The sequence below is a fragment of the Nakamurella leprariae genome, from assembly GCF_016918035.1.
Classification (GTDB): Bacteria; Actinomycetota; Actinomycetes; order Mycobacteriales; family Nakamurellaceae; genus Nakamurella; species Nakamurella leprariae.
Map to the genome: position 1 here is coordinate 395,671 of NZ_JAERWK010000010.1, position 13,642 is coordinate 409,312.

Sequence of the window (13,642 nt, forward strand, 5' to 3'; positions counted from 1 at the left end):
TGACCATCGGCGCCGCTGCGTGAGTGCATCTCCAGCGTGAGACCCTGAATTGGACCTGCCGGTCAGTTTGCTAGAAGCCATGCTGACAACCAATTCCGTTTCGCCACGGCGCCCGCTACCAGCGGTCACCATTGCCCGCGTCGATCGGTGAGTCGTTGTCCTGTGGACGATTGAGCGGTGCCGCAGTCGGAACCTTCCGTCACCGAGACCAGTGAGCCAGCGGCCGGGAGCCACTGCCGAGTGAGCGCGCCGATCACTTGACGCACCTAGGAGGTGTTCAGGAGCGCTGTCTGCGGGATCACCCGTGGATCACCCATGTTCTTCGCAGACACCACGGAGTGATCGAGCGCATCAGACCGTGGTCAATGCTTTCCGCTACCGGTAACATCAGCAGTCGACGTCATCGCGGATGTCGCAACCTCGTCGCACTCGAGGGCAGCTGCCGCGCGCCGAACGCGTCCACGCAACCGTGCGGGCGGCCGCGTCGACGCAGCCGTACATTAGCGGAGGGGACTTTTCTGTGGTATTCGATCGTCGATCGTGGATGCCCGACGCAGGCTTGGTTTCCGAGGTCGAAGAACAGCTCGCCAGCACGTTGAGCGCGTATCGAGCCCAACCCAAGCTGATCGCGGAGCATGCGAACCACGAGGAGTCCATGCGGACCGGGGGGTACGCCAAGCGAACTCTCCTCGAGCTCGTGCAAAATGCGGCCGACGCGTTGGCCGGGGCGGACGAATCGAACGGGTCCGTCGTCGGTCGAGTCGAGATCATCCTCGACACGACCAATGCCACACTCTATTGCGCAAACGCAGGACGCCCTTTCTCGTCGACGGGCGTGGACGCTGTCACAATGGCGCATCTCAGTGAGAAACGAGGAGACGAGATCGGTCGGTTCGGTCTGGGATTCAAGTCGGTTCTCGCCGTTACGGATAGACCGCAGATCCTCAGCCGTTCGGTAGCCTTCGAGTTCAACTCTGCGCGTGCGCGCCGAGAGCTCGCCGCGGTTGCCAATGCGCGGCGCTATCCGATTCTGCGTACTGCGACGCCGATCGATGCAGTGGCGGAGTTCGATCGGGATCCCTTGCTCGCCGAGTTGGCAGTCTGGGCTTCGACCATCGTCAAGCTGCCCGAGGCCACGGGACTCGACAGACTGCTTGCTGAGATGAAGGACTTCAATTCCGAGTTCCTTCTTTTCGTAGGCGCCGTTCGCGAGGTCAAGCTCCGTGTTCTCGGCGCCGACCCGTTCGAGACCAGTCACATCTCCCGTGAGCTCGGCGGCGGAGTGCTCCGGATCGACCGACCGAGCGGGACCGGGGACGACTGGATCGTCGCCAGTCGTATGCACGCCCCGTCCAAGGAGGCGCGCGCGATCGTCGGGGAAGCTGTCTCGCGTGACAAGGTGAAGGTTTCGGTCGCAATACCTGCGCAGCAGAGCCGCCTGCGCATCGGTCAATTCTGGTCTTACTTCCCGCTGCGGGACACCACGTCGGCGTCGGCATTGTTCAATGCGCCGTGGAGCGTGAACGACGATCGAACCAATCTCCTGTACAACGACTACAATCGAGAGATGTTCCGATCCCTTGCGGAACTGTTCGTAGAAAATCTTCCAAGGGTCCGGACCGATATCGATCCAGCTGCGCACCTGGACTACCTGCCGGCTCGTGGTCGGGGTCAGGAAAGTCACGGTTTTGGGGACGAGAATCTCGCAGCGCATATCATGCGACTTGCTGGAATCGGCAGTATCATCCCGGATTCAGCAAGCGAGCTTTGCAACGGTCAGGATCTGCGCCCGTTGGATCCGACGGTCCGGTTCGACGCCATCGTTCACCGCGGTTGGAGCTCGTCGCCGAACACTGGTGCTGACGCACCGCACTGGCGATGTTACTCGAACCCAACTCGCGCGACTCGGCTCCGCGATCTGTTCGTGGCAGCTCAAAGCTCCGATATCGACCCCACGGCGCGCGACACCAAGCTTGCTCTTGAACGCATGCCGAAGCGTGGGCTGCTGTCGTGGTTGCGTGAATGGGCGGAAGGCGACGATGCCACGTCTGCTGCCAACGCTCTGCGAACGGTCGCCAACAATCTGAGTCTCGAGGATATCGCCAACGCCAAGGTGATTCCGACATCCGCCGGCATGCGATCGCTGGCTGACCGGAGCACCGTGTTCCTTCACCGTGAGGCCGATCTCGAAATCGAAGGAGCGGCATTCGTCGATCCCGCCTTCCTGGCCGAGGAGGGTGTCGAGGAACTACTACGGGCGAATCGATTCCGTGATCTTGATCCCGAAGCGATCCTGAATGCTCGGCTGGTGACTCTTCCACCTGATCCCGACGGTAACGACTTGAGCAGGCTGTGGGACGCGGCTCTCGAGGTCTCGGTCTCAGCCGCGGCCAGGCTGATGCAACGGACGAGTGCCGTCAAAGTGCCCACGCTCGATGGTGGTTGGGCATGGCCCAGACAAGTCGTCGATCTGGACGTCGCGGTTGGCGATGCCGCCGCCCCGCGTGTGTTGGATCGAAAGCGGTGTATTCCGGATGTCGCTCTGCGGCTCGGCGTCATCCGCGAACCTGTAAAAAGCTTTGCTTTCGAGGACGAGTGGCTCCGTGACTCCTTCGTCGCATCCACGCTCGATGTCTTGAACAAGTCCCGCGGGCCGGGCGACCGTCCGATCGACTCGGTCGAGTTCGGTGCAGCGGAAGGAGCAGGGCCTGCGTCCGTCCTTTTCTTGATGCGGGACGCTGATGCGTCATCTGCTGCTCGAGTGGTTTGGACGACTCGGTTGTTGCTGCTCAACGACACCAAGTGGGAATGCGAGGACGTCGATACGGGGCGGGTGCACAGAGTGCCATCTCCCGCACGGTGGGCCGTCGCTGAGGCGGGATTGCTCATGACGGCGCGTGGTCCGCGGCCACTGGGCGATGTTGTCGCGCCATCCTTGGTGCAGTTCGACGGACTGCTCCCCTTGTACAAGGGGCCCAGCCAAGCCTTGCAGACCATCGACCTTCCCGACGAGCTGGACGACGTGCCTGCGCATGTGCTTCGGGAGGCACTCGAAAGCGGAGTTTTCCCGCGCATCCACCACGACGCACTGACAGAATTCATCCTCGCGGCTGTCCGCATAGGCCTGGCCGGTACCAAGCCCCTGACGATTCCCGCGCAAGTCAAGCAAGTGATCGAGGCGCACGCCCCGAGTACTGTCTATCTTGCGACTACCGACGAACAAGAGAATTTTCTGCGAACGCGGCTGCGTCCGTACTTGCGGGTGTCGTCGAATCAGGTCGACCAGTTGGTGGAACTCGTCGGATGTCGCCGGTTCGAGGACAGCTTCGCGTTTTCGATCGTGATCGAAGGCCAACAGGAATCGCAGCGGATTCTGGACGTCTATACGGGTTTGCGAGCCGAGTTCGGCAGCCGCCTCAATGGAGCGAGGGTCTCCCGGACCGCCGTCATCGCGAAGCGGGTGACAACCGAAGACGGTGTTGAGGATCAACCACTTGACTCGCACCTCGATGGAGGTGATTTGTTGGTACGGAGCGATGTCGACGATCGGCAGATGCTCAAATTGATCAGTGACGCGTTCGGTCTTCGCCTTGACAACGCACGACTCAGTGCTGTACTTCGCGCCGGACTGGATCACTCACTGGAAATTCGTCGCCAGCAGGCATGCACTATCGACTCGGATGCCGAACGTCTCGACCACTACATCGGTCCGGATGATCTCAAGGATGCGCTGCCCGCCGGTCTCTGGTCCGCATTGGAGGCTCAAGGACTCGTCGATGCCCGGACTTCGGTGGCACAGCTCTTCCTCACGGTGTACGGGTCAGATTCGTTGCGAATGCTCCAGGACAGGTTCCGCGACGAGGGATTCGGTGACGTCCCGACGACCTGGGCCGGGTCGTCGTCGGCGCTCTCCTGGGTCCGGAAGATGGGTTTCGGTGCCCAGTACGCGGGTGACCGGAGCAGGCCCCAGCCGGAGGAGTTCGTGATTGCGGGGGCTGTGCGCCTCAATCAACTCCACAGCTACCAGAAGCGAATCAGCGCCGATCTGCGGACCGTCCTGACACAGCCGTCGGCGGAGGGCCCAGCGCAGAAGGCGATGGTGGAACTGCCGACCGGCGCCGGCAAGACCCGCGTTGCCACCGAGACGGTTCTCAGGCTGTTCCAGGACGAGGTGCTCGAGGGACCGGTCCTGTGGGTCGCGCAATCCGCCGAGCTGTGTGAGCAAGCGGTCCAGACGTTCCAGGCGGTCTGGAGGTATCTCGGGGACGAGCAGCCGTTGACGATCGGACGGCTATGGGGCAGCAACACGGTGCACCAACCGGACACGCGCTTCTCCGTGATAGTCGCCACGGACGCCAAGCTGGAGTCCGTCATGCACAACTCGGAGTACGAGTGGCTCAGCCGTCCGGCTGCCGTCTTCGTTGATGAGGCTCATCGGGCGGGTGCGTCGACCCGCTATACGTCCATCCTGCGATGGCTTGGCGTTGACGGCCGGAGCTGGGAGCGCCCGCTCGTTGGTCTGTCCGCCACACCGTTCAAAGGCCGAGCGGGGCAGACCAGCGCTACCCGAGACCTGGCCGCGAGATTCGGCAACAAGCGGCTCACCGCGTTCGAGTCGGACGCCTATCGGCAACTGGTACAGCTGGAGGTCCTGGCCCGAGTCAAGCATGAGGTCCTGTCCTCAGGAGTCGACATCGAGCTGAGTACATCGGAGCGAAGCAAACTGCAATCTGATCGCCTGATCGACCGGAACCTGTACGAGAAGATCGGCCGGAACGAACAGCGGATGCGCGTCCTGGTCGAGCACATCATGCAGCAGAATCGTGATTGGCCGATCCTGGTCTTCACGCCCAGTGTGCTGTCGGCACAGGTGCTGGCAGCCTCGCTGCGGTATCGGGACGTCCAGGCGGCCTCCGTCAGCGGCCAGACCGGCCGACAGGAGCGGCGTGATGTCCTCGATCGATTCCGGAGCGGCGAGATCAAGGTCCTCGCCAACTGCGACCTGCTGGTGCAAGGTTTCGACGCCCCCGGCGTCCGTGCCCTGTACATCGCGCGTCCGACCTTCAGCCCCGGTGCGTACATCCAGATGGCAGGACGCGGACTGCGGGGCAAGGAGAACGGCGGCAAGGAGGAGTGCCTCATCGTTGACGTCGCTGACAACTGGGGTGCGATGAATGACTTCCTGGGGTACCGCGACTACGAGGATCTCTGGTCGGAGCAGCGCGGATGATCCTCGTCCCGACGCTGGCCGACATCGAGAAGCGGTCACCGAGCGCAGGCGAGCGGGCCTTCGCCCGGCTGTTGCGTGACGTCGACGCCGACCCGAATGCCGTTGCGTTCCATTCCGTCGACCTCCGCTCGCACGCGTACAAGCAACAGGCAGAGGCGGACTTCGTCATCCTGTGGCGGGGAACGGTCATCGTCGCGGAGGTCAAGGGCGGCGGAGTCCGGAAACACGATGGATCGTGGTATTCGGTCGACCGACGCGGCGATTGGCACAAGCTTGCGGGTTCCCCCATGGAGCAGTCACGTTCCGCCGCGTTCGCGCTGCGTGACATCTTAAGGGAGCAGGGAGTCGGTTGGTTCCCGCACGAGGCGATCGTCATCACCCCGGACATCGATTCCCCCCCTGATGCCGTGGGATGGCTGCCCACCCACTGGCTCGCTCGGGGCGACATGACGTCGGCCGACATCGCCCGCGCGCTCGACAAGGTGGTCGCCGATGCTAGGACACCGCCTGCGGGTTCCAAGGTGGCGAGGCAGGACGACCTCAGGGCACAGCTCTTCGGGGAGTTCACCAGGATGCCGGTGGTGGACGCGCAGCGAGGCGCAGTGCTCGAGGAACAGAACCGGGCGACAGCGGGGCAGGCGCGGGTCTTGGCGTCACTGGCCAGGAACCCCAGGGTTCTCGTCTACGGCGGTGCCGGCACGGGAAAGTCGCTCGTCCTCGTGGAGGCCGCCAAGCTGGAGGCCGATCAAGGCCGCTCGGTGCTCGTCACGTTCCGGTCGCCGTCGCTGAAACAGTACTTCACCCCTCATCTCGCTGGTCGGTCGATCGAGATCCGGCCGTTCGCCGACCTTGATGCTGCTGGAAAGTTCGACGTCGTACTCGTCGACGAGGCGCAGGACATGATGACCGCTGAGGCCATGGATCGGATCGACGCCGTGATCGTCGGCGGTCGAAGTGGTGGTCGCTGGCGCATGTGTCTGGATCCGAACAATCAAGCCCATGTCGATGGGGACTACGACGACGACGTCGCCCAGTTGATCGCGGACGAGGCACTCTCCGTCGATTTGATCTTGAACGTGCGCAACACACGCGCCATCGTGCACGTCGTCCAGGAATATCTCGGTGCCGACGTCGGCGATCCGGGCATCGTGCACGGCGAGAAGGTGTCGTGGCACACAACTGACGGCCTGAGCACGATCAGCGATGCGGAGGCTCTCGCTGCCCAACTCGTCATGGATGGTGCCCGTAGGGACGACATCTGGATCATCGTGCCGTCCTCGATCGACCCACCGGCCACGAGTCCCGGCGGTTTCACGGTGACGAGTCCTCGGTGGGCAAAGGGACTCGAGGCCGAGCATGTCGTTGTCTGCGGGCTGCCTCAGTCACTCGATGACGCGGGGATCGCTGCGCTGTACGTGGCCGTCACACGCGCGCGGGTGTCGGTGCGCATTCTGTTGTCGACAGACGACCGACGACGACTCCAGCAGCTGGTTCGACAACGGATGATGAGCGCATGACCTACACCGAGGCACAGCGCATTGCGCTCGATCACCTCCGTTCCGCCTATGTCGGCCCGGACGGCGGTGACGAGGAGGTCATCGAGAACCTTCCCAACCGGCAGTACGCCGTCGGGATGCTCTTCCCGCGTGAACTTGCGCGGCCGGACACCGAAGAAGGCACGGCTGCTCCGGATACGGACGACGTGGATGTCGACGGCGTGACCGCCTCGCCCGGCGAGGTGGAAGACACCGGCGCGGGTGTTCCGATCGCCGAGGATTGGCGCCCGTCATCCGTCGCGATCTCGTTCATCACCGACGCGCCCTCGGTGCGCTGCGACCTGACCGGCGCGACCTACACTCCCGTCGATGTTGACGGCCCGCCTCGTTGGCGCCGTATTCCGTTCCGCTTCGAAGGACTCGGACTCGGCCACGACAGCCCGCCCCACCGTTTCACGGTGTCCGACGTGCCGATCGAAGTGGGCTCTCGCTGGCGCGTGTTCGGCGACGCCCATCTGGTCACCGTCCACCTGCGTGTGCTCTCTGACGCGACCGGCGACGATCGTCTCGACGCGTCGAAGATGCTGTACCAGGTGTCGCTGCAGGTTGCAGCTCACAAGTCCGGATCGATTCTCGAGTACGACACGTCCCGGACATTCGATATCGACCCCGAGTCGGCTGAGCTCCGTCTCCGGTACCGGAGCCGCAAGGTCTACGCGGTCGGGCACGGAATGGCCGCCGATTGGCAACTCGACGGCGAGCGGTGCATCAAGATCGGATTGAAGCCGGTGCCGTCGTTCGTGGTGCTGGCGGTCGAGACCACAGGGTTCGTAGAGTCGACGGCCGAGGCGCAGGCACTGCGCCTGGACCACCTCGCTCGACTCGACTCGTCTCCGTCGGAGGTCCTCGCCTCCCTCGACGCGTTCACCCAGGCCTTCGCGCAGTGGGTGGAACGGGAGCGCGCCCGCGTCGACTCCTTCGGAGCCGACGCAAAGGTGGCGGACCGCATCGTCGCTCGCTCCGAGATCGCGCTCGATCGCATGCGTCAGGGCGTCGACCTGCTCAGGGACGGCGAACAGCAGGAGCTGCGGACGGCGTTCGCATTGGGCATGGCAGCCATGCGCCTTCAGATGCAGCAGGGCGGGACGAACCGCGGCGAAGCGCTCGCGGAGCCCAAGTGGCGACCTTTCCAACTGGGCTTCCTCTTGGTGGCGCTCGCTTCCACCGTCCAGGAATCGCACACCGACCGGGAACTGGTGGATCTCATCTGGTTTCCCACCGGCGGCGGCAAGACGGAGGCGTATCTCGGTCTGGCCGCGATCGAGATCATCCGCCGGCGGCTCGCGGACGGACATGCAGGAGGTGGCACCGCGGTTCTGACCAGGTACACGCTACGCCTGCTGACCTCCCAGCAGTTCCAACGCTCAGCATCGTTGATCTGTGCTCTGGAGATGCTCCGGCGGCCCGACCGGATCGGCGATGCGCGGGCGCGGGGAATGCCGCCGTTCACCATCGGGCTCTGGGTCGGCAACGAAGTGACGCCGGGAACGCGACGCGAGGCTCGGGAGGCGCTCAAGCGACTCCACAAGGCGGCCCGTCCAGAGCAGGCCAACCAGTTCCAGATCGAGAGCTGCCCGTGGTGTGGCACGGAGCTCCTGCCTGAACGACGGTCGTCCGACCACGACGACTACGGCATCAGGATGGACGGCCAGGACGTGGTCATCCATTGCACCGCCCCGGCCTGTGAGTTCCGGGACGAGCTGCCGGTCATGGTTGTGGACGAGGCCATCTACGACCGTCCACCCACCATCCTGCTCGCGACCGTCGACAAGTTCGCCCGTCTGCAGTTCCGTCCCGAGGCCGGCCGGGTCCTTGGCCTGAACACGCCGTTCAAGCAGCCGTCGATGATCATTCAGGACGAGTTGCACCTCCTGTCCGGGCCCCTGGGCACCACCGTCGCGGTCTTCGACGCGATGATTCAGTTGCTGCTCGCGGCCGACGGTGGGACGCCCAAGATCGTCGCCTCGACAGCAACGATCAGGGCATCCGAGGACCAGGTGAAAGGGCTGTACGGGCGGGCGGTCGCGCTGTACCCACCACCAGGCCTGGACGATGACCGCACGTTCTTCTCGCGGCCCGTCAGCAGCGGGGAGGGGCGTCTGTATCTGGGCCTCATGCCGCAGGCGTTGTCCCAGATGTCGGCAACGGTCTCCGCCGCGGCACCCTTGATCGAGCTCCCGGCGGTGTTGGAGCGAGCCGAAGACGCCGGCACGACGCGGGACGCGTACTGGACAGCGGTCATGTACCACAACAGCCTTCGCGAGCTCGGGCGCACAGGCACCCTGGTGGTCGATGACGTGAATGGACGACTGGAACCGCGGGCGACCCGGCAGGGATTGGGACTCCGTAGGGTTCGTGCGGGCAGAGTGTTGGAACTGACGAGTCGACGTGGGCCCGAAGAGCTGCCGAACGACCTGCGGGCGCTCAAGGTCAGCGCGCAGAACTCCGACAGCGCGGTCGACGTCGTGTTGTCGTCCAACATGCTCTCCGTGGGCATCGACATCCCGCGGCTGGCACTGATGCTGATGGTCGGGCAGCCCAAGACGACCTCGGAGTACATCCAAGCGACGAGCCGGGTGGGGCGCGGGGAGGTCCGGGGAATCGTCGTCACGCTGTTCCGGTCGAATCGGGCGCGCGATCGGTCACATTTCGAGACTTTCCGCGGATACCACGAGGCGCTGTATCGCAGCGTGGAACCGACGAGCGTCACGCCGTGGTCGGTGGCGTCACGCGAACGTTCGCTCGCAGGCGCCGTAATTACTCTCATCCGACATCGAGTGCTGGCGCTCGCCGCGAACGAGTCTGCGGTGCATTTCGACCTGAGTGACCCAGTGCAGCAGTCATCGATCGAGCGACTGGTCGACCAGTTCCTCGCGTTGGTCAAGCGTGCCGATGCTGCCGAGTTCGACGAGACCCGGGACCGGATCCGCGTCATGCTCAACGAATGGGACCGACGAGCCAAGGACGCGAGAGAGACCGAATCGAGCCTGTACTACGACCGACCGAAGGTAAGTGACGCAGCCTTGTTCGTACGCTTCGGGCAACCGGGCGAGGGTTGGCTCGTCGCCGACTCGATGCGCTCGGTCGAGCCGAACGTCGCTGTCGAGGTCCGCGAACCGTTCGAGGAGAAGTCCCGTGGAACCAATCAGGCATGACCTGCGGTTGTCTGAGACCGTGGCTCCCTTCGGGGTCGGCGCCGTGGTGGACATCAGGGGTGAGTCTTTGATTGCCGCCGATACGTCGTGGTGGGACAAGAGATTCGGCGACGAGATCCACTGCGACCGGTTGGTCGAGAGGCTCGGACACAGTGTGCTTCGTGAGGCACCTTCCCACTCCGGCCGCGCCGGAAAAGACACCAACAGCCTTCTCTACTGGCGCTTCCCGAGCTGGAGGTTCTGCGAGCGGTGTTCACGACTCTCCCAGCAGACGAGCAGGAGCAAGGGCAAGTGGACGAACGTCTGCTCCTGCAACGGTGCACTTGTACCGATGCGGTACGTAGCGGTGTGCAAGAGGGGCAGTCACATCCAGGACATTCCTTGGTTCAAGTGGGCTCATCGAGGTAATGACGCCGGGCTGACCGATGAGGTGCGCTTCTGTCGCAGCTCGAAGGAGCTTCGTTTCGTTCGCTCCGCGAGTGACGGCGAAGGGCTTCGATCACTTCGTGTCGAGTGCGGAGGCTGCAAGAGGTCGAGGCCGCTGTCCGAACTGGTCACCAAGGATGCGCTCACCCGCGATGGGATCCGGTGTCAAGGAATCCAGCCGTGGGAGGAGACCTCCGCCAGCGACGGGTGTGAGCACGCGTTGGTCGCGGTGCAGCGGGGTGCCACGGGGAACTACATCGCTGAACGAATCTCGGCGCTCGACATACCGGAGGAGCAGCCGAAGTCCGTGCAGGCTGCCGACAACATTCGAAAGCACATCTTCTTCGAGAAGGTCGTTGCCGACAACGGCGGCCCGCAGGCCGAGATGGTCGCCGGCTGGATCGCTGACGAACTCGGCGTCGCGGTCGGGGACGTGCTGAGGACAGCCTCGGAGGGCCAGCCGTCGGACGATGTTCTGCTCGACCTCAAGGACGGCGAGTGGGCAGCGTTCACCAAGAAGCTCGACACACCCGGGCGTGACCGCAGCGGTGGTGACTTCGTCGTGGACAGCTGGAAGGTCGTCGAGCACCCCGGCGTTCCTGACACGCTGGGCAGCCGACTGACTGCGGTTGGCCAGGTCCGCCGAGTCCGTGAGGTCCGAGCGCTGAAGGGGTTCCGCCGCTACTCTGCGGAGGCCGACCTCGTCAGCGCCGACCTCTCGGTCGACAGTCGGCGTCGACCGACGTATCCGGCGATCGAGATGTTCGGCGAAGGCATCTTCCTGCAGTTCGACGAGCGGCACCTGGCCGCATGGGAGCAGCAACCCGAGGTGCAGGCTCGCGCGCGCATCCTCGTCGAACGGCGAACCTCGATGCCATGGGCGCAGCGACTGAATGTCCCTGAGCCTCGCTTCGTCGCACTCCACACGTTCGCTCATCTGTTGATCCGTCGCCTCGCCCACGCCAGCGGCTACTCGTCGGCATCACTCCAGGAGCGGATCTACGCGTCAACCGACCGGCCGGACCGAACTGCCGGCGTGTTGATCTACACCGCAGCGGGCGATGCGCAAGGGACGCTCGGTGGTCTCGTTCGCCTTGGGGATCCGGACAAGTTGGTGCCGTTGGTCCTGGCGGCACTCGATGACGGCGACGTGTGCTCGAACGACCCGGTGTGTTTCGAGAGCGACCGTCAGCGTTCGTCCAGCCTGAACCTGTCGGCCTGTCATGGTTGCTCGCTGGTCAGCGAGACGTCGTGCGAGACGGCCAACCGATTCCTGGATCGTCAGTTGGTTCTCGGAGGCGGCAGTGTCCCCGGCTTGCTGGACGGCGTGTTGACCGAGATCCGATCGGCGGAGGCGTTGTCACTGCGGGTTTCATAGCCGAACGCTGGGTCCGGTGCGGCGCAACGGCATCGTGTCCGTGCGGTGAGCGCACTGCTGGCGGCGTTCGTCCGGGAACGGGCTAGACGGTATGGGGGTCAGGGCTTTCGGCCTTGACGGGGCCTCGCCGCGCATGGTCGTGGGTTGACGAGGGTGGGCCCCGGTAGAGCCACAGGCGTGGGAGGCCCCGGTGTTTGTTGAGCGTACGAGCGTGGGGTTGGACGTGCATGCGCGGTCGATCGTGGCCGCCGGGTTGGACACGGTGACCGGTCAGGTGGTGCAACGTCGCCTGGTGCCGACGGCGGCGTCGGTGCTGGGGTTCCTGGCGGAGCTGCCCGGCCCGGTGGCGGTGGCCTACGAGGCCGGGCCGACCGGGTTCGGGTTGGCCCGCGAGCTTCGGGTGGCCGGGGTGCGGTGCGTGGTCGCGGCGCCGTCGAAGCTGGCTCGGCCGGCTGGGGATCGGGTCAAGACCGACGCCCGGGACGCGGTCCACCTGGCCCGGTTGCTGCGGATGGACCAGATCGTCGAGGTGCTCGTCCCGAGCGACCAGCAGGAGGCGGCGCGGGATCTGGTCCGGGCCCGTGACGACGTCCGCGGGGACCTGATGCGCTGCCGGCACCGGCTCTCCAAACTGCTGCTACGACAGGGGATCGTGTTCTCCGGCGGGCAAGCCTGGACCGGCGCGCATGAGCAGTGGCTCCGCTCCCAGCGGTTCGACCTGCCCGGCCGGCAACTTGCCTTCGAGGCCGACCTGGAAGCGATGCTGTTGACTCGGGACCGCCGGGACCGGCTCGACGCGGCGATCACCGAGATGGCCGGGCACAGCCAGTACACGCCGGTCGTGCAGCGGCTCGGCTGCCTGCGCGGGGTGTCGACGTTGACCGCGTTCGGGTTGGCGGTGGAGGTCGGCGACTGGCACCGGTTCACCGGGGCCACGATCGGCGCCTACCTGGGCCTGGTGCCCACCGAGTCCTCCTCCGGGCAGCAGCGGCGGCAGGGGTCGATCACCAAGACCGGCAACACCCACGCCCGCCGGCTGCTGGTCGAAGCCGCGTGGCACCACCGCCGCCCCTACCGCAACGTCACGGCCACCATGACGAGGCGGTGGGCCCTGGCTTCGCCGGCGGCGCGAGCCCGCGGCCATGCCGGGAATCACCGGCTGCACCACCGCTGGCAGGTGCTGCTCGAGCGGCGCAAGAAGCCGGTCATCGCAGGCGTCGCCATCGCCCGCGAGCTGGCCGGCTGGTGCTGGTCCCTGGCCGTCCTGGACACCTGACCAGCACCCACCCCCCAGAGCCGCCAGGCGGCGGCCGACCAGGTCGTGGCAGCGCGTGGAGCGACCCGCGGAACACCTATGAGCAGGCCCGCCAAGGCCCACGCTCGATCTCTAGAGCAGCGGTCCGCTCCAGCCGAACAGCCCGTCCTGCGGTACCCAACCCGCGCATATCAGTCTGACCGCGCGTCGCCAACGACACGCCCGCGACCGATCACCGCCGCCTGGCCCACAGCACGAACAACAACGCCCAGACAGCATGTCTGGACGCCCATGCCGGCTGCCACTTGACAAGAAGCACCGACATATCAGTTGTTGCGGCTCGGGGCGTGTCTCCCATTGTGGTGGTGAGGCTCGCGAGAGTCTGTGCTGGTGACGTCGTCTGGGCGGTACCGGGTGCTCTCTGATGAGCAGTGGGCGCGGATCGAGCCGCTGCTGCCGTCGAACGAGGGTCGGCGGGGTCACCCGTTTCGCAATGATCGGCGGGTGGTCGAGGCGATCGCCTACCGGTATCGGACCGGGATCCCGTGGCGGGACCTGCCGCGGGAGCCGTTCGTGCCGTGGCAGACCGCGTGGAAGCGGCACCGCCGATATGCCGCGGACGGCACGTGGGACCGGGTCCTG

Annotated in this window: 6 protein-coding genes; all 6 read left to right on the forward strand. The window is 65.1% G+C overall.

Annotated features, from left to right (window positions below; genetic code table 11):
* Nucleotides 1–544 precede the first annotated feature (544 nt).
* A complete protein-coding gene (locus JL106_RS09420; RefSeq protein WP_205260424.1) occupies nucleotides 545–5,230 on the forward strand; it encodes a sacsin N-terminal ATP-binding-like domain-containing protein in 4,686 nt (1,561 codons plus the stop codon).
* On the forward strand, nucleotides 5,227–6,747 hold the full coding sequence (locus JL106_RS09425; RefSeq protein WP_205260425.1) for an NERD domain-containing protein: 1,521 nt from the start codon (nucleotides 5,227–5,229) through the stop codon (nucleotides 6,745–6,747). Before JL106_RS09420 ends, JL106_RS09425 begins: the two co-directional genes overlap by 4 nt.
* Complete coding sequence (locus JL106_RS09430; protein ID WP_205260426.1) at nucleotides 6,744–9,941, forward strand: helicase-related protein; 3,198 nt, start codon at nucleotides 6,744–6,746, stop codon at nucleotides 9,939–9,941. Before JL106_RS09425 ends, JL106_RS09430 begins: the two co-directional genes overlap by 4 nt.
* Complete coding sequence (gene drmB / locus JL106_RS09435) at nucleotides 9,922–11,745, forward strand: DrmB family protein (protein ID WP_205260427.1); 1,824 nt, start codon at nucleotides 9,922–9,924, stop codon at nucleotides 11,743–11,745. The genes JL106_RS09430 and drmB overlap by 20 nt, the downstream gene beginning before the upstream one ends.
* A gap of 190 nt (nucleotides 11,746–11,935) precedes the next feature.
* Entirely contained in the window at nucleotides 11,936–13,021 is a 1,086-nt protein-coding gene (locus JL106_RS09440) for an IS110 family RNA-guided transposase (protein ID WP_205260428.1), read from the forward strand.
* Between the two features lie 369 nt (nucleotides 13,022–13,390).
* Nucleotides 13,391–13,642 (forward strand): transposase (locus JL106_RS09445; RefSeq protein ID WP_205260429.1); only part of this gene is annotated, 252 nt, incomplete at its 3' end.

Coding starts and splice junctions, on each gene's coding strand:
- JL106_RS09420 (WP_205260424.1), top strand. CDS start 545: ATGCCCGACGCAGGCTTGGTTTCCGAGGTCGAAGAACAGCTCGCCAGC.
- JL106_RS09425 (WP_205260425.1), top strand. CDS start 5,227: ATGATCCTCGTCCCGACGCTGGCCGACATCGAGAAGCGGTCACCGAGC.
- JL106_RS09430 (WP_205260426.1), top strand. CDS start 6,744: ATGACCTACACCGAGGCACAGCGCATTGCGCTCGATCACCTCCGTTCC.